The following is a 21,515-nucleotide window of genomic DNA, read 5'->3' as shown; positions in this document are numbered from 1 at the left end:
TACCAACACTTTCCGCCGCTGCTGTTTTGTTTGTTATTTCGCTGGCGTTTGTTGCTTTGCTACACACACAAGGCTGGTGACTGACGAACTCTAGGGTTTAAGGTGCGTCAGTTTTGATGATTTTCTCGGCGCTTGTGGGCTGGTGACTGACGCACCCTACATTTTAACTTCTCACTACTTGCCGAATTTCTTGCCAGATCGATCGATATTGTGCAATCCCCGCATCCCCCAAAGGCAGCAGAAAGTCGCTAGCAGCAAGAATCTTAGCATCCGGCAACAACACAGAATTAGTGCGAATAGCCAACGGCAAATTTTCGGGTTTCATACCGACAATTATCGGCGAACTAGCCTTAGCCAGCAAAGATAATTGAGGAGCAACCCGAGGCTGCAAGCAAAAATCAATCCATTTTTCCACTAAAGCAACTGGCTTCTTTGATGCTGGTTCTACCCATAAATCAGTCCAAAGTGCAGTTCCCGAAACCGGAACTACTAAAGCAATATCCTTTTGAGTTTGCAGCAGCGGCAGCAAGTCCGCAGAGGAACCTACTGCCAACCAAGTATCGCCTAAAATTAATGGTTGCAGGTAAGCGTCAGAACTATAAAGTTTAACTTGTTGGTGCAGATTTGCAAGTTCTTTTTTAAGATTTGGGACTTGATCTAATTGCTGGGTATTGTAAGATTTTCCGAGTTTTTTTAATGTTAAACCAATAACTTGTCTAGCGCTATCCGGCAAAGAAATTCGATCGCGCAATTCCGATCGCCACAAGTCTTTCCAATCTGTGGGAGTCCAGCCCAAAGTCTTAAATTTGTCGGTTCGATAAGCAATTACCGTACTTCCCCAGCGGTAAGGTGCAGCCCACACTTTACCTTCAGGATCTAATTTACCCTCATCGTTGCGTCTGACGAGTTTTTGCCATCTTTCTGGCAATTGTGGCCAATTAGCAAACTTAGCAGGATCGATCGGCTGAATCAATTTTTGCCTAATTGCCAAAGTCAGCCAGTAATCTCCCAACATCACCAAGTCAGCTTGATTTTTTGATTTGGGAACCCGTTTCCACTCCTGCAATAGGGCGAATAATTCTTTTAATTGCGGTTCTTGCGTTACCTGCAAAAGCGGAGACGGTTGTACATCGCGGCTAAATTTGCTTACCAGTTGGGCCGGAATACCGTTTTTGAGCGATCGAATTTTGAGAATGGGCTTCGAGTCGCACCCTGCCGCCAATTGACTTAAAGTTAGGGTGGCGGCCCCCAATAGCAAAGACCTTCGTTTCACCTGTGAATCCGCTTTTCTAAATATTGACCGATCGTTTTGTGTTCTGCAGCCCGGGAAATAATTGTTTGTCGAGTCCGGTAGTTGGCGCCGATTTGTCTTATTTCTTCCTCAAACACAGAGCCATTGTACTCGGTTCTGCTGCGGTCTGAGTCTGTTTGACTCTTGCCCTAATTTTACCAGAAAGAATTGGTTTAAAGCCCCAAGCCGTATCGGGAGAAATTAAAAGAAGACTATTCATTACTCCAATCCTCGGACTTTCAGGTAGAGGTCGCTACCCGTGCTGTCAACTGTCAACTGAACTTCTACCTTGTCGATCGAGCTTTCCGATGCCGGAAACTCCGTCAACTTAACGCCTAATTTCTGTGCTGCAAGTTCCTTTGAGCCAGTTGCGCTCGTCAGCGGGGGCGATCGACTGCATTTATGTTACATTTTGTAATGTAACGAAACAACGAGATCGCGGCCATCTGCAGTTGGATAACGCTTTTACCCAACCGAAGTGAAAAATCCTTTTTAAATCGGCGACAGCTTAATAACTAAACAAACTAAAAATCCCTTCCTCTGAATCCTGAAAGCACTGGCGAGAGCGAAGTCAATTTAATAGGACGCTCTGCGATCCGACTCTCTGAAACCCGACGTTTTAACTCAGATTGAAGGTTTGAACGAAGCATGGGGGTTAACCAACCGGTTTCTGTGTCCAAGACTATGTAAAACCCAAAATCTAAAATCTCCAATCGACTCACCAATGGCGAGCCATTATCTTCAAGCTGGTTCCCTAAATCTACCGTCAGGATTAGGATCACAACAATTACGTCAAAAATTAAATAATTTAGTGATAAATCCAAGTTATGTAAAGATTTACCTAAAATGTAAAGATATTAAGTTACGAGCCAAAGGATGATTGTATGGAAGCGCTCCGCCAGCAAGTTACAGTATTGACCCAACAAGTCGATGCCCTCTACAAACTCATAGAAAACCTCAGTGAAAAGTTATTGGAGTCCTCCCAGGAGACGAAGCTGACCCAGCAACAGACAAACGATCGCTCTGGAACCCTAAGAAATGACCAAACCTCGCCCTATCAAAGCTACAGCAGTATCGACGGCCTCCTCGAACACAAAGACATACTGTTAGATGACAGCTACTTCGACAAGAATTCTCAAAGCTTGGAAAAAGAGCTGAGCGCAGAGATTCAAATCCAGCGTTTAACAGCTCAGCTAACAGCAGCTTACAATCGAATTGCCGCCTTGGAAGAACAGTTGCTCTCCAAAAGAATGCACTCGCAACATCTAGGCGGGCCTAATTAAATATTGCTAGCGCGGATCGGGCATTAATCCAAAAACAAATACAAGTTGCGTTGATTTATGCTCGTCTACTTATAGAGTTATTGCAGAGAGTTTTTTGGGTCGGGGCATTAACAGGAAGAATACTGCATGAAAGCGAGATATTGTGTAGAAATAGGAAGGCTATTTCTTTGGTGAACAAGATTTTTTTACAAACCGCAGAGGGCGCTGAGGACGCAGAGAGAGAGAAGAAAGAGCAGAAAGAGAGAAGTTCACAAATCTGGCATCGATTCTTATAACTATCTACTTAATGTTTAATTTCACAACGCGAGGCTAAAGCTTCAACAGCTTGCAGGAGTTGAGTGGAAGTCCAATTTGCAGTCAGGCCACTGGCGATCGCACAGGCTCCCGCACCGACACCTTCTTTAACATAGCCGCGATCGTAAGCTTGCAATTGCCCGTAGCGAGAGCCAGCAAAACTTAGCTGCGCGGCCAACAGAGGCACACCGCCGATATCTTTAGCGAGTCCTATAGTGTCTCCTGTAGGGTCTTCGGCTACCCAGCGCGTAGTCCCCACCGCAATTTGTTTGGGACGCCAAAAGATAGCATATTCACGGGCTAAGGCTTGCATCAAAGCGTACACTGCCAGCATTTGCGTACCCCCGGCCAGAAGCACCCCGCAAGTCCGACTCGCGGCGATCGCCATTGCCGCCACCACTATTTGCATCGGATCGCCCACCGCCGCTAACAATTCCAGGGGAGTGCTGTTTTGTCCGCCAATTTCCCACTCAGCATTATTAAGTCCCGCTGTCACCGCAGCCAATTTTTGAGCGTGATTGCAGCGAGGATGAGAACTATTAACTTTGCCCGCCGCTGCAATACCCAAACCCATTAACACGCCCAAAGCAGTAGTCGTTCCCCCAACTACGCACTCTCCTAAAATTAAATAGCTGCCATTAGTTTGAGCGGCTAATTTAGCTCCCCAAATTAATCCTTGTTCGAGCAAATGTTTGACTGTTTCGAGTTCTAAAGCATTCCCAGAAATCAGGCACTTTGCCGGAGTGCCGCCCAAATCAATTGCAGGTACGGGAGGTGGGAGGGGCAAACCAGCATTAAATAGGTAAAGGGGAAGTTCCAAAGCTTCGACTACAGCGCGAGATATCAATACTGGGGAGGCACCCGCTTCTAGGGGTGGCAAAGGATATTTGGGCGACGGTTGGGGGCCGTTATACAAAAATTCTGCATCGGCTAAACAAGTAAATTGTCGATCGTGCGGCGTTGCTCCTGCTGCTGAAATCCCCGGAATTAAGCCTGTAGCGGTAAATCCTAACACGCAGGCAAATATCGGTTTTCGTCCCCGATAGCGATCGATCCACCGCTGCCCCTGTTCAATTTCTGTATAAATACCAATCATAAATTAGTCAGTAGTCAGTAGTCATTAATTATTAGTTGTTAGTCAACAGTCAACAGTCAACAATTCCCAATAACTACTCTTCATAATCAATCAAAACTTGCACCCAGCTTGGCGGCCGCGGAATTGGATTTCCCAAACGATCTAATAGCAACAAAGCTACTAAATGTACTACAAATAAATAGACAATATTGTTAACCAAAATCATCCCGGCGGCGATCGCCCCAATTGTGTTAAAACTCGGTACATTAAGCCAGCCCAGCTTCACAAACACCCATTCCACCATCTCTGTTACCTGGGCGGTTACGTAAACCCATAAATCTTGACCCACCAACGCTGACAGCAGCCAAAACCGAAAAAAGAAGCCGACTGTACCAATTAGCGCGCCCACACTAATAGAGAGTGACCAACTCGCTTGGCGCCTCCAAAGTCCTCCCAGCGCAACTCCCATAATTCCAAAAGGAATTACATATAAAATGCTGCGCGTCGGGCCCATCAGTACCGACAGCAGCAAACCCGATACCAAAGCTGCCATCCAAGCGGCTCGGTTGCCCCAGCGCAAGTAAACCAGGGCGATGGGTATCGGGAAAAAAACCCGCAGCAAAGGCCCCAGCGGAAAGTAATAATTTACCAGCCAAATTAAGCTAGCCGTACTTGCTAAAAAAGCCGTTTCTACCAGCCTTAAAGGCGCTTCCCCAGAGGCGCGCTTCCCCGGATCTCGATTGGTGCGATCGCCAGCCATTGCTGAAATATCGGCGGTTGGTGGCTCGTTATTTGTATTGGGTGAACTACCCGAATTAGACGCAGCATCTGCTGACAAAAAATCACTCATCCGATTTTAGATTTTAGATTTTAGATTTTAGATTTTACGGGACTTGCGCCCGATACGGCTGATTCCCGATTTGGCGATTTGGCGATTTGGCGATTTGGCGATTTTAGATTTTACGGGATAGGCGCCCGATACGGCTGATTCCCGATTTTAGATTTTAGATTTTAGATTTTAGATTTTACGGAATCTGCGCCCGATACGGCTGATTCCCGGTTTCAGTGTTTGGATGCCTCGCCGCCAAATTTAATATTGCTCGCAGAAACCGGGTTTAGGTAGGAACACAAGTCTTATTTTAGATGGATTTTCTCAGCCCAAATTTTCAGCAGCATTATTTTTCGATTTTGACTTCCTGGATTACCAAAACCGAACAAGATGCGTGGTGAACGACATAATTGCTGACGCTGCCGAGGAAAGCTTCTGCGAACCCCGTGCGGCCACGCCTTCCCAACACTATTAAATCGGCGCCCCAATTTTCGGCGGATTCACAGATACAACGCCCCGGATCGCCGTCCATTTTGCAGTCAAATTCCACCTGCAATCCTTTGTTTGCTGCGGCGTCGCAGTAATTTTTCAGCAAACCCGAAGCCTGTTTTACCTCGCTTTCCAGCCGCGAACGTTGAGCTTGGTAAGCTTGATCCATTAACTCGACATTCATGCCCAAATCTACCGGAATGGGCACTGCTGTCTGACCCACCGTGCTCACAGTAACGCAGTTAAATAGCATCACCTGGGCGCGATCGCTCAGAGCTAATTCTAAAGCTTGAGTGAAGACGCGGTGGCCGAGTTCAGAATCATCTAAGGCGGCGAAAATTTTCTTAAAACTCACAGCTTTACCTCCTGCGGGAAATCATTAATATCAGTTAGTTAACAGAGAGTGCTTTTAAATTAGATTCAATAAAAGCAAACTCTGATACTTCTAGACTAACAGACGCTCTAAGGCGTGCAGGTCGGGAATGCACAAAACGTCACGTTCGCGCTGAATAGTTCCTTTTTTTTCCAGCTTGCTGAGCACTCGCGTTACTGTTTCGCGAGCCAGCCCGCTGAGGCTGCTCAATTCTCTGTGTGGCAGGTTCGGTATTTCTGTACCTCCTGTTTCCATGATTTTTTTGCCTTGCCCCTCTGCCAAGAATAATAGAATATCTGCTACTCGCGAGGTACTGTCCGACTCTCGCAAACGCAGGCGGCGGTTGACTTGTCGCAGGCGACGCGCCATCAGTTGAGCTAGGCGAATGCCTGCTAGCGGCTCGGTATGAATGAGCTGCACAAAATCCTGAGATGGCATATTGCCGATCAGTGTCGGGGCTAGGGTGATCACATCTGTCGATCGCGGTGCTTCTTCGATCGCGGCCATTTCCCCGAATAATTCTCCTTTCCCTAAAATATTCAGTGTTACTTCTTTTCCGTCTAGGTTGTAGGTGCGAATTTTCACCCAACCATCCAATATAAAATACACTGATGTTCCCCAGTCATTTTCGAGTAAAATCACTTGATTTGACGGATGACTGCGGGTAACGATGTGGACAGTTGCTCTCTCGATTACAGGATCGGGTAATCCTGCAAAAAAAGGAGTAGAAACTATCAATTGATTTATATTAGAATTCGGATCTCGGGTGTTAAAGCGGTCTTCCATGAGGCCATCATTTTAATTTATGCGCTTGAGCTGCGCTGGGCAGTTACAAATAGCTTGCAGCCGAGTCATTCGATTTGAGATTCAAGATTTGAGAAACAAGGAGCTAAAATCAAGGATCTAAAATCGGAAATTTTACCTCTAAAGTTTTGCGGTCAAAGGCTCAATATGGGAATTAATAGCCTCAAGCTCTGATTGGGAGCTAGAAACTAAAGAATATACCATAATTTTTTAGATATATACCACTGAGCAAATTTTATTAATAAAATTTTAGCAATGTGGCAAACGACTGAGCCGATCAAATTACCGAAGACAAGCACTTCGCGAAGACAAGCTTAACACTGCTGAGAGATTTGTTGTCACTCTGCCCTGCTGTCGAGAAGGCAGAATCCACGAGTACAAGCATGCAAGCACGGTAGACAGATCCCAAATCCGAACTACCTAGAACCTGGCAAATGTCAGCACGATCGGCAAAATCCACAGCCATTGCGAGCCTAAAGACAGGCGCTCTTGGCGAGCCAAACCCACCCACCGCCCAGCAAAATTTTCTGCTACCCCACATTATTGTACCATTAGTATCTAGCCATGAATACAGATAATAGGCTATAATTAAAGGTTACTCAAATCCAGTATACGGGAACAATCCCGAATCTCGGTATCCCAAAGCCCAAATTGTTTGAGGTTTTTTCCAAGTCGGTGAAAAATGAACAGACACTGGCGCGCCACCATGCTAACGAAACTCGCGGTGACAGTGTGCGGCCCGCCGTTCAAGCAGGTGAAGGCAAAAGTTCGTCGGGATCGCAGCTACTAGGAGCAGGAATCAGCCTCCGGGCAGGGAAACTCGCCCCTGAGTCGCAGAATTTGAAAGCACTTGGAATTGATAGAAGCGGGCATTTGGTGCGGAAGTACCGACTAACCTATCATAGGCAATAGAAGCGCTCCGAAGGCAAAAGGTTAATTAACAGTTGTCAGAAAATATTAGTAAATTATTGACAATCAAGCATCCAGGATACAAGCCCCCGGATTCATCCGTCCAGAAATAAAAAACCTGTATCCGATAAAGGAGTCCCCGAATTTATCCGTGGGGTCAATGCTTAAATCTAAAATCTAAAATCTAAAATCTAAAATCGATTGACGGACTCGCATTCAGATTATTCTATCTATTGGCATCGCTGCCGCCTGACTTCAGTCTTTTGTCGGTAAAGTTTCTCCCAAGCCGCATTCCCAGAGGTTCCGCCCTTGAATTCTCAGAAGTACAAAATTCAAGCACTGATTGCTGAGATAGACGAGGTACTCAGCAAGCCCGCACCCCGCTTGCCTTGGACGGGTTCGATAGATACTGTCCACCAGCGCCAACTTTTAGAGCGAATTCGCGCTTATCTGGTTTCCTCCGACTCAAAGCAAACGGCCCCAAAAGCCCCCGCCCGCCCAAATGTCCGCCCGCAACCGGTTCCAGTGCCCAAAGTGCCTCTGCCCGCCCCTGGCCCCTCAGCCGCAGAGCAAATCATGCTTGCCGTAACCGGAGAAATCAGCCACCTGCGTTCAAGCCTGACAGGGCCACTCCAAGAAGACATAGAAGCTTTGCGGCAAGAGCAGCAAGCTCTAATTCAAGAAATCAAACAGCTAGAAGCAAAACGGCAGCAGCAACAATCCCTAGCTCAGCAACAAGCCAACCAACAGCAAATCATTGCTGAATTCTTGCAGGTACTGACTGGTCGCTTGGAAGAAACCTTGACTAGCGATTTCTCCCAAATTCTCAGTTCCCTAGAAAATCAGTTATTGCAAAGCATCTCAGCACCATACTCTTTGGGCAGTGCGCCTGATGAACAATCGGCTATTGACGTAACACTTAACCGACAAACCTCAGAAGAACACCCGCTGCTGACGCCGGCTCAGAGGTTGGAGCAAATGCAACTTTTGCAATCTCATGCTGACAGTCTGCTGATGAGTCTCGATTCTAGGATGGCTATCGTGTTCGAGGCTTTGCAAGCAAATCTGCAAAGCTATCAAGCTTCCTTGAGACAAGAACTCGAAAATATGTACGGTTTGAGCCAGCAGAGCGAGGGGATGTTCGCGGCTTTGGTCAACCACTTGGCCTCACAGTTGGGGCGAGAAGCGTCTTCCTACGTTCAACAGCCGATCGATTTAGCAAATAATCTCGAAACCGTCACCCCAACCGCAGCCGATCGATCGGATGTCGCTCCCGCCCTTTCAAATACTCCAGAGACTCTGACGGGAGACTCGGTGCAGGAAATTCGCACCGGCGAATTCGGAGAACAAGACAGATTTCCCTACGCCGGTACAGAAATTTCTCCGCAATTCAGACAGTTGAGGCGCGATCGCGACCGCATTCAAGCCCCAAGTTTGCTCCCGGAGTCGGAAGATAATTTCTTGGGTTCTACCCCCGAAATATCTCAAAATGCAGCTCGGTTTACTGGCGGTGAATCGGAGAATAGGTTAACAGAAACCGAAGAAGACATTGAGGATTTGTATGCAAGTTTGTTTGCGGGAGAAGCGGTTCCTGAAGTTGAATTAGAAATCGAAAGTTTTCCGGTAGAAAATAAGGTAATTGAGGCAAAATCTGAAGGCGTAGAATATCAAGCGACGACAGATCAGGAAACTGCAGAATCGCTAAAAATGACCGAAGATTTGTTTGTAAATCTGCTGGATGAAGGCGAATCTCTGGAAGAGACTTTAGTAGATGAAGATTCAGACTTTGTAATGGGGAATTCTGTAGAGTCTCTAACTTTAGATAGTGCAGATTTATTTGAACCGCAAGTGGCAACAGTACCTCAAGTTTCAGAAGCACCACCCTCAACCGCTGAGGTGCAACTTGACGGGGACGATCGAGAAAATCTAGAAACCGGTCAAAACCTCAGCCAGCAGTTCGGCGCTACTGAGCCTCAATCAGCAGCTTTGCCGTTGAGAACGCCTGTAGAAATTAGCCCTCACCCACCCAGTGCCGAGTCCCGTGTGCCGAGTGCCGGTGACGTTCAAACTGGTGAATTCGACTCATCCTCGCAGCGGCTCGATGATGGGTACATCCAAGCTTCGCCGGACGAGGATTTGCTGCCGGTCGAGGAATTAGAAGATGACCTCGATCGAGCTCTAAATTTGGACAACAATACTCTGGAACTTTTGGAGGCAGACCTCTACAATCTGGAGGGATTGGAAAATACTAGCTTTGGGCGATCGAATTTCTCAGTCGCTAACAGCTTGGATTTATCGGCCAGTTCCCCCGAAGGCATTGCAAACAATCCCTTTGCGGAGGCGGCAGAGGAAGAACTCGGCACGCTGGAGGATTTGTTCTCCGATGTGTTGGAACTCTCCTCTGATGATGAACCCTTTGTTTTGGAAAACGAACTTGAGGATAATTTGTTTGCGGAGGAAGACGACTCGAATTTGACGCTAGACGAGATTTTGGCTAGTTTAACCGAGACCGATCGACCTTCGACTGATTCTCCCCCTCCAGAAACTGCGGAAACTAACGAACTGCGATCGAGTCCTCCAGAAAGTCAAAAAAAAAACCTAATTTCGACAGAGAGTAAAGCAGGAGTTGTTGAGGGGAAAACCGATTTTAGCGAGTTAGCCGGGACACAGCAGCAAGACTCGGCTGGGCATTCGGCAGTAGGTGCGATCGCCCCATCCCCAGAACGCCGGAATTCTAGCTGGTATTTGGGCATTGATTTTGGTTCCAGCGGCCTGTCGGCGGCTTTGCTTGATCGCACCAGCGGTCAGTTGCACCCGATTTACTGGGAAGCATCGCAGGCTGAGGGTTCCCCAGCAGACGCCAGTTGTCGGATTCCCTCGGCTGCGGTGCTGGCCCAAACAGCCCCAGGAAGCCCAGGGTCAGAGGTGACAGTCAAGTCGGTAGGATTCCGACCCCAGGCTTTGGCTGCAGAAGAATTTTTATTGGAAAATTTTAAATTGCCTTTAAAGGTGGGCATTCCTTATCAGCGGGAGGCTGCTGGGATGTACGAACCGCTGTTGCAGTGGTCGCCCTTGCAGGCTTTTTCGATCGCCTTGCCGCTGCAAGCTGTGCGGGCGCTGCTGGCTACTTTGAATCCGAGGACGCAGGGGCAAAAATTTGCCGAATCCGAGGAAATTTTGGATTCTGCAATGCCGAGGGCGAATTTTGCAGGATTGCCAGTTTCTAATTTAATTTGTAGGGCTTCGGGACTGACGCCAGAAACTCTCGATGCGGCGCTTTTAGACTTGCAGGGTGTAATTTTGGGGACTCCGGCCGGCTGGTCGGATGTTTATATGTTTAATCTGCGGGAGGCGGTTTTGGGCGCGTCTCTGGTGGCTTCTGGTTCGCAAATTTTTGTGGTGGAAGATGCGATCGCCACTTTGCTTGCCGCTGTAACTCCTGTAAAAAATGGCATGGAAGTCGAGTCGTCAGCCGTGGATTCTGCTAAGGGCACTCAAGAAGCTGCACCGCTGACTGTGAATGCTTCATCTTTTAGCGGGGGAACTTTGATTTTGAATGCGGGGGCGGCGACGGTGGAATTAGCTTTAGTTGAGTTGCCGTCCAATTTTCAAGATTTAACTCGTGCTGATTTTACTTGCCACAGTTTTGGTTTTGCTGGCGATGCTTTCGATCAGGATATTATCTGTCAGTTGTTGGCTAAAAATGAAACTTGGGGAATGTCGATCGATTTGCCACGTCCGGGGCATCCTGATTTGCCGAACCGCTATCAATTGCAGCAGCGGTTACAAGGTTCTGCTTTTGGCCTGCAATTGTTAGAAGCAGCAAAGCAAATAAAATTTATTTTGCAACATCAAAAAAGTTTTGCTTTGGATATTGGCCAGCAGCATTGGGATGTGAAGCGCAAAGATTTGGAAAGTCTGGTTTTAGTGCCTTTTGTGCAGCAGTTGAACCGTGAATTAAATGCTTTGCTGAGCCGCGCGGGAATGTCGTCGGCGGGGATTAATCAGGCGATTTGTGCGGGGGGTATGGGTGCTTGGCCTGCGATCGCCCGCTGGTTGCGGCAGAAGCTGCCAAATGCGATCGTGGTTCAAGACCACGAATTGCAGGGCGATCGAGATATTTTTGAGATTCACAATTCTGCATTAAATTCTGTATCTCAAAGTACAAATTTTCCCCAAAAAATGGGTCGAGTTGCCTGCGGGTTGGCGAGTTTGGCTCTCTATCCTCACATTTTGGATGTGTCGCAGCAGCAGTACAGCGACTTTTTTCTGCTGTGGGAATTAATGAAGGTTTTGGGTGAGGAAACTCTGAGCTTTCAGGAAATTTTGCAGTTGTTGGAACGCCAGGGCGTGAATACCCGCACCTGCGAGCCCCGGATTTTGCGGATTTTGGAAGGAAATTTGCCGGCGGGACTTGTGCCTGCGGAGGAAGATTTCATGCTGTTGGCCGAGGAGTCGAGGCAAAATCCTGATTGGGAAGAAATTTTGGCTGAGCCGCTTTTCTTTGAAGATGTCTCGCGGGGTTATCGGTTGAATCTCGAACACGCCTTTGTTGTTCGCAAATATTTGGGCAAACTCGCCTCTAGCAGCCAGCAAAAATTGTTAGAGCCACTAACACTTGCTTGGGATGTTCGCACCGATATTTATCGCTAAACGGCAAAAACCAGGTTTCTCAGTATAATCCTCCCTGTCTTCCGGGAAGAGTCCTACTCGAAACCCGGTTTTTTTTCGTCCAGGACGAACTTTTTTCTGTAAATTTACGTAAGTTTACATAAACTTTATACGTTTTTATAAAAGATACATAGAAACTTTATAAAAGTGTTATTGCTTTTTAAAGATTGTGCAAAGCTGAGCATTTCAGCTTCTGCAAATTTGGGATGGCTAATAAGATGGACGTAAGAGATCGTTAAAGTTGAGAGAAATCATATGAAATTTCCGATGGGTGCCTCGTCGAAATCATCATTATCAGAAATGCTGTCCTTATTTTTTCAAGAATTTACTTACAAAGTCTGTGTATCAAAAAGTCCGATTCACCGATCCGTAACGAGCAAGGTAAAGCGGGCGATCGATATTTTGGGCTCGCTGCTGGGACTGGCAATTGCTGCAGTGGTGGCGGTGCCGGTGGCAGTGGCGATGCTGTTGGACAATCCGGGCCCGCTGCTGTACAGTCAAGTCCGCTGCAGCTTCAAAGGGCGACATTTCAGAATGTGGAAATTTCGATCGATGGTTGTCGGTGCAGAAAACCTCAAACATTTAGTTAGGAACCAAGCCAAGGGTCACATTTTTAAGAATGAAAATGACCCGCGAATTACCCGCGTCGGTCGCTTTTTACGGTGCACGAGTTTGGACGAGTTGCCCCAATTCTGGAACGTGTTAGTCGGCGACATGAGTTTGGTGGGAACTCGGCCGCCAACTCCTGATGAAGTTGCTGCCTATGACGATTTTCACTGGCAACGTTTAAATGTCAAACCCGGTATGACTGGGGAGTGGCAAGTCAACGGACGGTCTGGAGTTAAAGACTTTGACGAGATTGTACTCATGGATCTCGACTATCAGCGCAAGTGGTCTGTTGTGTACGACATCATTCTGATTTGCCAAACAATTTGGGTTGTCTTCAGTAAAAACGGTGCGTGTTAATAGACTTGCTGTTTGGGGGTGTTTTGGGATTTTAAATTTTAGGGAAACACAGGGGATGAAATAGTAGGAAACGGATTAAATATATGTTAATAGAATTAGCGATTGGTGACGCTTACGGTGCTGGTTTTGAATTTGTTGATCGGCAGACGATCGAAATGTACAACAATCTCAACGGTTACATCAAGCATCCCCGTCACGATATCCCGCCTGGATGTTACACAGACGATACGCAGATGAGTTTAGCGGTCGCAGAAGCTATCGTCAGCCGAGAACCTTGGACACCGGAACTTTTAGCCAGCAAATTTGTTGCAGCTTTTGGGCGCGATCGGCGATTTGGTTATGCTGGTAAATTTTACAATTTTTTACTACAAGTTCAAGACGGAAAAGAATTCTTAGAAAAAATTCACTCCGCTAGCGATAAAAGCGGCTCGGCGATGCGAGCCGGGCCGATTGGCGTTTTTCCTACTATTGAAAAAGTCATCGAAAATGCTACCGTTCAAGCTGCCATTACTCACAATACTCCTGATGGCATTAAAGCAGCTATAGCGGCTGCTTTGATGTCTCATTACTTTATTTATAAGCTAGGTTTAAAGAAGAATTTGGGAATTTTTCTAGAAAAGCACGTCCCTGGTGAGTGGTCGATACCTTGGCAAGGAGAAGTCAGCGTTAAAGGTTTGGTCTGTGTTAGAGCAGCTATTACTGCGGTCATGCGAAATGATAGTATGAGCACACTGCTCCAAGATTGCATTGCTTTTTCGGGAGATGTTGATACAGTAGCAACTATTGCTTTAGCTGCTGGTTCCTGTAGCAATGAAATTGCCCAAGACCTGCCAGAAAATTTGGTACAAGGATTAGAAAATAAATCTTACGGCAGAGATTATATCATAGAACTGGATCGACAGTTAATGAATTGCGCGATCGACTTCTGACTTCTTCCTGAGATAGGTTACATCTGTTAAATCCCTTACACTGTTTCGTTGCCGAACTTCTTTCTATTAGGATTAAGGCCAACTGTCACAAATAGGGTTAAATTTTAGGTATGTAGTTGCGCTTTAGCGCTCTTTCCTAAGCTAAGAGCGCTAAAGCGCAACTACATACCTTTGTTTAATGTTCCAGTTAACCTTAGCCCTATCTATTATGAATTTGCCTAATTTGATTACTTTTTCTCGCTTGCTGGGAGTGCCTTTTCTGCTCTACGGTTTGTACGACCCAAGCGGGCAAAGCCGCTGGATTTGCACCGCAATTTTTGTAGTAGCTGCGGCTACTGATTGGCTGGACGGCTATTTGGCTAGGAAGCTGAATCAAATTACCGATTTGGGTAAGTTTCTCGATCCTTTGGTGGATAAATTGTTGGTTCTCGCGCCGCTTTTAGTGTTGATTGAGTTGGGTCGAGTCCCGGCTTGGGGAGTGTTTTTGATTTTGGGCAGGGAGTTGACAATTGCGGGGTGGCGTGTTAATAAAACTACGATTTCGGGAGCTAATATTTGGGGGAAGTTGAAGACGGTGAGTCAGATTGTGGCGATCGCACTTTTAATCGCTCCTTTGTCTGAAGCGTGGAATTTTCCGGCATTAATTGCTTTTTGGGTTTCTGTGGCTTTAACTTTGATTTCGGGCGCTATTTATCTGTGGCCGGAAAAGACTGCTGAGGACAAGTAAATCGGTTTTTAAACCGCAGATGAGGGCAGATGAACGCGGATTAACGCAGATAAAAACTTCGATGTATTTGTAGGGACACGGCAATGCCGTGTCCTAGCTGTAGTTTAATAATGACTCCCAGATTTCCGGTAATGCACCGCTGTCACACCGTCATTTTTCAGCAAATGACCGTTTTCAACCGCCGCATAAACTACCCAGTGATCGCCGCATTCCATCCGACTTATTACTTCGCATTCGAGATAAGCTAGAGCATCAGTCAAAACTGGACAGCCGTTGCTAGCTTCCATTGTTTCGACTCCGGCAAATCTGTCTTCTCCCGGAGCAAAGTTTTTCATGAAATACTTCCGCAACTGTCGCCCTTCGGCTAAGATGTTGAGCACAAACTTATCTCCGGCGTACATCAAACCTTCGATCGATCGATCTTTCGCCACCGCAATCGTCACACCGGGCGGATTAAACGTTGCTTGCGATACCCAGGAAGCCAGCATCGCACTGGTGACATCCCCCCGCTTCGCCGAGAGTACGCACAGCGAACCAACGAGTCTTCCTACTGCTTGTTCAGTGCGATCGCTACCCGCTGCTAACTGCGGTTTCGGTGCCCGCAATTTTTGCGATCGAATCAAAGCTTGAGCAAAATCTGTTCCCGCTTCTTTGCACTCGTGAATTGTCGCCGCCGTCGGCTTAAATTTTGCTCGAATCGGCTCAAATCCAATTCGATAGCCGGCATCTTTCAGCTTGTTTTCCACTAAGTCGATCGCCTCTCCACTCCAGCCAAAAGAACCGAAAACCCCTGCTAGTTTGCTTTTACTTGCGGTAGATAAAACTATTCCCAAAGCAGTTTGAATTTGCGTCGGAGCGTGTCCTGCTAGCGTGGGAGTTCCGATGATAAATCCGGCGCATTTTTCGATCGCCTCTTGAATTTCTCCCGGTTCGGCAAATTCGCAGTTGATACTTTCCACCGCAACGCCGGCTTTAGTAATTCCTTTGGCGATCGCCTGCGCTAAAGTCGCCGTATTTCCGTAAGCCGAAGCATAAATCAAAGCAACTGTCAAGTCTTTTGAATTTTGTTGCTGGCTCCATTCCCGATACAAATTGCTGAGTTCATTAAGGCCGTAACGGACGATCGGGCCGTGACCGGGAGCATAAAATGCTGCTGGTAAATCGGCGAATTTATCCATTGCCGTCAGCACTTGTTTTGCCTGAGATGCGTGCAGGGAATCGTAATAATAGCGCCGATCTTCGCTGTAAACGCTCCACCCTTCATCAAATACTTGGTCGCCGCAAACGTGAGCTCCAAATAGTTTGTCCGTGAACACGATTCGAGTTTGCGGATCGTAGGTGCAAAGTTCATCAGGCCAGCGAGGAGTGGGAGTCGCGATGAATTTTAAGGCGTGACCTTTTCCTAAGTTGAGAGTTTCTTCTCCCCGAACGATCAGAATGTTTAATTCTTGGTCGGGAAAAGCGGCCCGCAAACTAATTGCGGCGGGATTCGTGCAAACCAAAGCTACTTGAGGAGCTAATTCTAACAGAGCTTTAATTGTTACTGATCTGTTAGCATTAAAATGCCCCAAAATTATGTAATCCAGCTTGGTCAAGTCCACCCGTTGCTGCAAAAATTCCAGGTAATTTTGGGTAAAAGATTCCCCTGGCGGGTCGAACAAAGCAGTTTTGTCAGCTTGAATAATATAGCTATTGGCTGTCGTACCTTTTTGCAGCGAATATTCGACTTCAAATTTGAGTCTGTCCCAAGTGCGCGATCGCACAATAAAAGTATCGAGTGCGATCGGGATAAACTGCACGTCGCGGGGTTTGGCATCCGATGCGAGTCTAGGAGTCAAAGTGTTAGTCATTAATTGCACCTATGAGAAACTGAACTACAGAACTTCTTTTGATTTCGTGCCAAAACTTGGTATCTACAATGTCAAACTTTGCACCTCTACCCTGTAAATTGGTATCCAGGTCAGTCAGAAATTCCCTGGTTTTCAAATCATCCCCAATTTGGATAAAGCTCACTCCAATTTCTTCATCTTTATCTATTTTATTTGCTGCACTTACAATAATTTCAGCGACAGCCGCGGTATTTTCGGGTTTTTGATCGAGGACTGCAACAATTATTGCTCCTTTCTTCCCTCTGCCATCTGTTTTGTTTGCGAAATAATCGCTAAAAGTTGCTTTCAGAGCTTCTTCCAAATGAATTGTAGTCGGCTGTTCTGAATCCGGTTCCGTATTTTGTCGCTGCAAAATTTCAGCTAACCGGGCAACATTGGAATTTTTATACTTCCACATAGGAGTAGAAGCTTCGTAAAGGGTGATGCCGTCGCTGTCAAATTGCTGACATTTTTTTGCTAAGTCGATCAGAGATGCCTGTGCTTCTACCCACTCCTCGTACCAAGGATGGTGAGGGTCTCTGCTGGCATCGCTTCTGGCAATAATAATTGTGTAATCTCGGTCTTCTAAAAGATTGGCAGGCATTAGCAATTCCTAAGAGTGAAAATGGAGTCAGAATGACAACAATTTGCCCGGTGTACTTTTATCGCCTGGTAAGGTGTTGCACACCTAATGCAGAGTAAGTAAGAAAGGAAGAGAGAAAGAAATAAAAAAAAGCAACTGTTGGCGGCGTATGGTTTGCAGTGAATGGATCTCAAAAGCCTAAAGCCTTGAAAAATCTCGTTTGTAGCCCAGGCTAGCTCCCCCTAAATCCCCCTTAAGAAGGGGGACTTTGAACTGTTTCCTGTTCCCCCCTTCTTAAGGGGGGATCTGGCCTCGGATGTAAACGACATTTATCAGGGGTTAAACGCGCTTATTGAAACATCCTTATTCCTTCTTGTGACGCGCTCGCGAAGCCTTTATAGCCTTCTTCCTTCTTACTCCTAACAACTGCCAACAGTCAACAGTCAACTGTCAACTGTCAACTTGCTAATAGTGATTTCCGACTTTTCGGTGGTGAACTGCAGGCAGTGCTTCTGGATTGGAGACACGGCCACTATCGACGATCGCATATACGATATGATGGTCCGAAAGTTCCATCCGGCTGACTACTTCGCATTCCATGTACGCCAAAGCATCTGTCAGAATCGGAGAACCGTTGGTTGCTGGTTGAGTTTTAACTCCGGCAAATCGATCGGCACCCGGAGCAAAACGCTTTAAAAAGTGCCTCATCAAAGTTTGATAATTGCCTTCTTCCAGCACGTTGAGAACAAATTTATCTCCCGCGTGCATCATCGATTCAATCGCCCGATCCTTCGCAACTGCTATTGTTAAACCCAGCGGTTTAAAGCTAGCTTGAGTTACCCAAGAAGCTAGCATCGCACCGCTAACAGATCCTTTTTGGGCGGTGATGATGTACAGTCCGCCGCTGATTCGTCCCAAAGCTTTATCAAGGTCGCTGTCGAGGGATTTCATCTGTTTGACAGCCTTGTCCCGCGTCAGCCACTGTCCCAAGTCGGTGCCGGCTTCGTCGCAAAGTTGATAACTCGCTTCTGTCGGTGATTCTTTAATTAAAATGTTGGGAAATGCTTCTTTTAAACCCAACTCTTTGAACTTGTTTCGCAGCGGGTAAATCGATGCGTCATCGCCACCGCCGGATTCGCACAAACCGAAAGATTGTTTGTTGTTAGCCGCAACTAAAATTGTGTTGATAGCAGCTTCGGCATTCACAGCAGCAGTACCACTACTCGGCGGCGAACAAATCACGATACCGGCAGCATTACCGACAAGTTCGCGGACTTCTTGCAAGTCGGCAATTCTCAAATCCATCATTTCCACGGCGACACCGGTTTTGGTGATACCGTGGGCGATCGCCTGGCTGAGTCGATCGCTCCATCCGTAGTCGGAGGTGTAAAATACCGCTACAGTGGTTTCTGCCTTAGCTTGCGCTTGGCTCCACTTTTTGTAGCGTCCGGTAAGTTCCACCACATTGTGCCGCAGCAGAGGCCCGTGACCGGTCGCAACTGTACCGATTTCTCCCAATTCTGCCATCCGCTTCATTGCAGCGAGTACCGATCGAGCGTTGGGAGCCATCAAACACTCATAATAAAAGTGGTAATCTTCCTCAACTGCTGCTAAATCGTCATCGAAGGTGCTGTCGGAACAGTAGTGCATCCCGAAAGCGTCGCAGGTAAACAGCACTTGACTTTTGCTGTCGTAGCTGAAAATAGTATCAGGCCAGTGCAAGTTCGGCGCCGATACGAATTCGATTATGTGGCCGTTTCCTAAATCTAGTTTGTCCCCGTTTTTGACTACCAATCGCTCAAATGGTTGGTGTACAAGGTTTTCTAAAAATTGAATTGCTACTTTTGCCCCCACGACAATCGCTTGGGGTGCCAGCGCCAGCACGTCTTTGACTAAACCGCTGTGGTCTGGTTCGGTGTGGCTGATAATTAGATAGTCAATCTGTTTGGGGTCAATTTCGCCCGTCAGAGTGTCCATGTATTGCTGGCGAAACTTCTCGTGCGAGGTATCGACGAGGGCTGTTTTTTCACCGCGAATGATGAATGAGTTGTAAGTTGTACCGTTTTTGAGTCCGAATTCGATGTCAAAGCGGTCTCTATCCCAGTCCAGGCATCGAATTGCCGTTGTATCAGAGGCAATTTCGACTTTTTCCACCGTCAATCTGCGTTGGACTCGTTCAGTCAGCGCTACCATCAGTGCCTCCTTGTCTTTTACCCATTACCTTATTGTCTTCATTCTGACACGTTTCTTTTGTAAATCTTTATAAAATTTCTTATGAGGCTGTTAAGTATCCCAAAATTTATGGCGTAAGGCAGTTCCGCAACAAAGCACTGTAGCGGATGTAACGGATTTGAGGAAGAAGGAAAATTCAATAAAATGAATTTTGAGCCTATAAACAGTTGACAATAAACTTATCTCTGTGGTAACAAAACTGAATTCAAGCGGTTGGGCGATCGCCACTTTAGAAGAATATCACTCAAATCCGATTCTCGATCGCGCGGCAATTTGAATGAGGGACAATAACTTGGCATTTAAGTCAACCTTATCAAACGTCAAATGCGATCGCGCTCTCTTATCCCAGATTTCTTTAAGAAGTCGGGGTTTTGGGGATAATTATAGAAGAAAAATTTTTCCAATCCGCAATCAAAAATCTACTGATTGATGTAAAGCTATGTCTGAAAGTTCCTTTGATAAAACTAATTTGGGTTGGCAATTAGGACAGTCGCAACAACGATTGCAGGAGTGGTGGGAACTAAAAACTGCCCAAAGTATACCGAATGTCAAATTGCCATCTTGGTTCGATTCCCCCATCTTAGGGGCGATCGCTAAAGCAGCCTTTTGGTTAATCTTAGCATTGCTCGCAGTCTGGGCGAGTTGGCAGATTTGGCAACTGTTACGTTTTTATATTCATAATTTCAAAAATAGGAATCAAACAACTGATGGAAGTGCGAAAAAAACCATTAACGATTTGTCGGTAGCAGAGTGGTTGTTGCGATCGCAAAAATTGCAGCAACAAGGGAAATACCGCCAAGCTTGCCGCTGTCTTTACATGGCGGTGTTGCAGCGGTTGAATGATGCGGGAACCGTGGTTCACCAACCCAGTCGCACTGATGGCGAATATTTGGAATTAATCCAGCAATTACCCCAGCCAGTGCCTTACGAAACTGTGATAACAATCCATCAGCAACTATATTTTGGGAATAGGGAAGCTTCCGCCTCAACCTTTGAACAGTGTCAGCAAGCTTATCAACAAATTAAGGATTAAGTAGGTAAGGGCAAAAAACAATAATATCAATTCCGGTAACACCGGAATGATGTTCCGTTGGGAGTGGGGAGTGGGAGTCGGGGAATGTGGAATTATTGACCTTGACTTTATCATTCCCATGCAACCGGAAACGATATATAGCAATCCTAAATCATTTGTGAATTTCTTACTACCTCCCCTTGGTAAGAGGAGGGTTGGGGTGGGGTAAAAAATTTACGACTCCTGCAAGGATTGCTATAATATCCAATCGATAAAAAGCATTTAACTACTTGCGGGACATATTAGTAGAGCAAGGATTCCTCGCCCTACTAACAGCCTTAGATGAGAGTGATACTTGTTGCCGCTGTACTGCCGAAATTATAGCCCGCAGTGGGGTTAGCAAGACCTAAGTTCACAGTCCCATTATTGGTACTAAATGGGTTGTCTTGAATAGTAAAGGTTTGGCTGAGTTGGCCGTCGGCGAAGGACAACGTGCCGCCAGTGGGGCCGCCCGGGCTAAGCAGGTAGTCGGTACCAAATTCAGGTGCAGAGCCACTGCCTGGAGTACCCGCCAGAATAATATAATCAATCGATGCTGCACCTAAGCCGCTTGAGCGGGTAACTGTAACCGTTGTGCGGCCCCCCTGAGTGGCGATCGTGCCGTAATTAGACGCACTATACTGGAAGATATTGCCAGATGCACTGCTGCTACCGTCAATAATGTCTAGTCTTGCTGTTGACGGAGTGCCGACGGGGCCGTTGTTGAGAAATAGGTTAACAGTCTCAGTCATTTCAGGCACAGTATCAGGATTGACAAAGATGCTGAACGTCTTGGAAGTTTCCCCAGGGCCAAAGTTGAGTACACCAGCACTAGAGGCATAATCAACCGCACTTCCAGTTGATAGGGCGGTGCCGTCAAGAGTACTGTAGCTAATGCTTGCGGTCGCCGTATTGGGGCCGATGCGATTGACTGTCACCGTAGCAAAGCCAGATGATTCCTGAGTGCTGAAAGTAGCCGCACTAAAAACAAACTGGGTTGCTGTTGATGTTGCTGGAGTTGGAGTCGGCGTCGGAGTTGGCGCCACATCATTAATCGTCAAAAGTGACGGATTACTGACATTGCCACCGAAGAGCACCAAATTAACCGTTTCCGGCGATGATTCCAAAATCGCATCAGTCA

The 21,515-nt window shown here is 46.7% G+C and carries 18 protein-coding genes; 7 read left to right on the top strand and 11 right to left on the bottom strand.

Going from position 1 to position 21,515, the window contains the following annotated elements:
- Window positions 1–163: 163 nt before the first annotated feature.
- Genes QUB77_RS06815 through QUB77_RS06805 form a run of 3 tightly spaced genes read right to left on the bottom strand, consistent with a single transcriptional unit; the run spans window position 164 to window position 1,511 of the window.
- Window positions 164–1,273, bottom strand: coding sequence for an extracellular solute-binding protein (locus QUB77_RS06815; RefSeq protein ID WP_333174651.1), 1,110 nt, complete (start codon window positions 1,271–1,273; stop codon window positions 164–166).
- Window positions 1,270–1,389, bottom strand: coding sequence for a hypothetical protein (locus tag QUB77_RS06810; protein ID WP_333174654.1), 120 nt, complete (start codon window positions 1,387–1,389; stop codon window positions 1,270–1,272). The genes QUB77_RS06815 and QUB77_RS06810 overlap by 4 nt, the downstream gene beginning before the upstream one ends.
- Window positions 1,371–1,511 (bottom strand): hypothetical protein, encoded by a 141-nt coding sequence (locus QUB77_RS06805; protein ID WP_333174658.1) that lies wholly within the window; start codon window positions 1,509–1,511, stop codon window positions 1,371–1,373. The genes QUB77_RS06810 and QUB77_RS06805 overlap by 19 nt, the downstream gene beginning before the upstream one ends.
- A 664-nt stretch (window positions 1,512–2,175) precedes the next feature.
- Here QUB77_RS06805 and QUB77_RS06800 point away from each other — a divergent pair.
- Entirely contained in the window at window positions 2,176–2,574 is a 399-nt protein-coding gene (locus QUB77_RS06800) for a hypothetical protein (protein ID WP_333174661.1), read from the top strand.
- Between the two features lie 283 nt (window positions 2,575–2,857).
- Here the strand turns inward: QUB77_RS06800 and cobT are convergent, their stop codons facing one another.
- The 4 genes from cobT to QUB77_RS06780 form a co-directional block, all read right to left on the bottom strand.
- Complete coding sequence (cobT, locus tag QUB77_RS06795; protein WP_333174664.1) at window positions 2,858–3,964, bottom strand: nicotinate mononucleotide-dependent phosphoribosyltransferase CobT; 1,107 nt, start codon at window positions 3,962–3,964, stop codon at window positions 2,858–2,860.
- A gap of 73 nt (window positions 3,965–4,037) precedes the next feature.
- Complete coding sequence (locus tag QUB77_RS06790; RefSeq protein WP_333174667.1) at window positions 4,038–4,793, bottom strand: DUF2232 domain-containing protein; 756 nt, start codon at window positions 4,791–4,793, stop codon at window positions 4,038–4,040.
- Window positions 4,794–5,118: 325 nt separating this feature from the next.
- The gene (locus QUB77_RS06785; RefSeq protein ID WP_333174669.1) at window positions 5,119–5,616 is read right to left on the bottom strand and encodes a universal stress protein; all 498 of its coding nucleotides are present in this window, start codon (window positions 5,614–5,616) and stop codon (window positions 5,119–5,121) included.
- Window positions 5,617–5,706: 90 nt separating this feature from the next.
- Window positions 5,707–6,420: a Crp/Fnr family transcriptional regulator gene (locus QUB77_RS06780; RefSeq protein WP_015176662.1), complete on the bottom strand. Its 714-nt coding sequence runs from the start codon at window positions 6,418–6,420 to the stop codon at window positions 5,707–5,709.
- A gap of 693 nt (window positions 6,421–7,113) precedes the next feature.
- Here QUB77_RS06780 and QUB77_RS06775 point away from each other — a divergent pair.
- The 5 genes from QUB77_RS06775 to pgsA all read left to right on the top strand — a co-directional run bounded on the left by QUB77_RS06775 (window position 7,114) and on the right by pgsA (window position 14,640).
- Complete coding sequence (locus QUB77_RS06775) at window positions 7,114–7,350, top strand: hypothetical protein (RefSeq protein WP_333174671.1); 237 nt, start codon at window positions 7,114–7,116, stop codon at window positions 7,348–7,350.
- Between the two features lie 306 nt (window positions 7,351–7,656).
- Window positions 7,657–12,000, top strand: a complete 4,344-nt coding sequence (locus QUB77_RS06770) for a hypothetical protein (RefSeq protein WP_333174673.1) — start codon at window positions 7,657–7,659, stop codon at window positions 11,998–12,000.
- Between the two features lie 318 nt (window positions 12,001–12,318).
- Complete coding sequence (locus tag QUB77_RS06765) at window positions 12,319–12,984, top strand: sugar transferase (RefSeq protein WP_333174676.1); 666 nt, start codon at window positions 12,319–12,321, stop codon at window positions 12,982–12,984.
- 83 nt (window positions 12,985–13,067) lie between these two features.
- A complete protein-coding gene (locus QUB77_RS06760) occupies window positions 13,068–13,913 on the top strand; it encodes an ADP-ribosylglycohydrolase family protein (RefSeq protein WP_333174679.1) in 846 nt (281 codons plus the stop codon).
- A 208-nt stretch (window positions 13,914–14,121) separates the two neighbouring features.
- On the top strand, window positions 14,122–14,640 hold the full coding sequence (gene pgsA / locus QUB77_RS06755; protein WP_333174682.1) for a CDP-diacylglycerol--glycerol-3-phosphate 3-phosphatidyltransferase: 519 nt from the start codon (window positions 14,122–14,124) through the stop codon (window positions 14,638–14,640).
- A gap of 104 nt (window positions 14,641–14,744) precedes the next feature.
- Here the strand turns inward: pgsA and QUB77_RS06750 are convergent, their stop codons facing one another.
- The 3 genes from QUB77_RS06750 to QUB77_RS06740 all read right to left on the bottom strand — a co-directional run bounded on the left by QUB77_RS06750 (window position 14,745) and on the right by QUB77_RS06740 (window position 19,284).
- Window positions 14,745–16,490, bottom strand: coding sequence for a diflavin flavoprotein (locus QUB77_RS06750; protein WP_333174684.1), 1,746 nt, complete (start codon window positions 16,488–16,490; stop codon window positions 14,745–14,747).
- A complete protein-coding gene (locus QUB77_RS06745; protein WP_333174686.1) occupies window positions 16,483–17,112 on the bottom strand; it encodes a hypothetical protein in 630 nt (209 codons plus the stop codon). The genes QUB77_RS06750 and QUB77_RS06745 overlap by 8 nt, the downstream gene beginning before the upstream one ends.
- Before the next feature lie 444 nt (window positions 17,113–17,556).
- Window positions 17,557–19,284: a diflavin flavoprotein gene (locus QUB77_RS06740; protein ID WP_333174689.1), complete on the bottom strand. Its 1,728-nt coding sequence runs from the start codon at window positions 19,282–19,284 to the stop codon at window positions 17,557–17,559.
- A gap of 478 nt (window positions 19,285–19,762) precedes the next feature.
- Here QUB77_RS06740 and QUB77_RS06735 point away from each other — a divergent pair, with 478 nt between their 5' ends.
- The gene (locus QUB77_RS06735; protein ID WP_333174690.1) at window positions 19,763–20,356 is read left to right on the top strand and encodes a DUF4129 domain-containing protein; all 594 of its coding nucleotides are present in this window, start codon (window positions 19,763–19,765) and stop codon (window positions 20,354–20,356) included.
- A gap of 317 nt (window positions 20,357–20,673) precedes the next feature.
- Here QUB77_RS06735 and QUB77_RS06730 read toward each other — a convergent pair.
- On the bottom strand, window positions 20,674–21,515 hold an 842-nt coding region (locus QUB77_RS06730), incomplete at its 5' end, for a Calx-beta domain-containing protein (protein WP_333174692.1).

Source organism: Microcoleus sp. AT9b-C3 (assembly GCF_036705485.1).
GTDB lineage: Bacteria > Cyanobacteriota > Cyanobacteriia > Cyanobacteriales > Microcoleaceae > Microcoleus.
Note: the sequence above shows the minus strand (reverse complement) of the source record. Positions and strands in the feature narration are given on the sequence as shown.

What these genes read in the sequence shown, in the direction of transcription:
- QUB77_RS06805 (WP_333174658.1), bottom strand. Translation starts at nt 1,511, where the DNA reads ATGAATAGTCTTCTTTTAATTTCTCCCGATACGGCTTGGGGCTTTAAA.
- QUB77_RS06800 (WP_333174661.1), top strand. Translation starts at nt 2,176, where the DNA reads ATGGAAGCGCTCCGCCAGCAAGTTACAGTATTGACCCAACAAGTCGAT.
- cobT (WP_333174664.1), bottom strand. Translation starts at nt 3,964, where the DNA reads ATGATTGGTATTTATACAGAAATTGAACAGGGGCAGCGGTGGATCGAT.
- QUB77_RS06790 (WP_333174667.1), bottom strand. Translation starts at nt 4,793, where the DNA reads ATGAGTGATTTTTTGTCAGCAGATGCTGCGTCTAATTCGGGTAGTTCA.
- QUB77_RS06780 (WP_015176662.1), bottom strand. Translation starts at nt 6,420, where the DNA reads ATGGAAGACCGCTTTAACACCCGAGATCCGAATTCTAATATAAATCAA.
- QUB77_RS06765 (WP_333174676.1), top strand. Translation starts at nt 12,319, where the DNA reads ATGCTGTCCTTATTTTTTCAAGAATTTACTTACAAAGTCTGTGTATCA.
- QUB77_RS06760 (WP_333174679.1), top strand. Translation starts at nt 13,068, where the DNA reads ATGTTAATAGAATTAGCGATTGGTGACGCTTACGGTGCTGGTTTTGAA.
- pgsA (WP_333174682.1), top strand. Translation starts at nt 14,122, where the DNA reads ATGAATTTGCCTAATTTGATTACTTTTTCTCGCTTGCTGGGAGTGCCT.
- QUB77_RS06750 (WP_333174684.1), bottom strand. Translation starts at nt 16,490, where the DNA reads ATGACTAACACTTTGACTCCTAGACTCGCATCGGATGCCAAACCCCGC.
- QUB77_RS06745 (WP_333174686.1), bottom strand. Translation starts at nt 17,112, where the DNA reads ATGCCTGCCAATCTTTTAGAAGACCGAGATTACACAATTATTATTGCC.
- QUB77_RS06740 (WP_333174689.1), bottom strand. Translation starts at nt 19,284, where the DNA reads ATGGTAGCGCTGACTGAACGAGTCCAACGCAGATTGACGGTGGAAAAA.
- QUB77_RS06735 (WP_333174690.1), top strand. Translation starts at nt 19,763, where the DNA reads ATGTCTGAAAGTTCCTTTGATAAAACTAATTTGGGTTGGCAATTAGGA.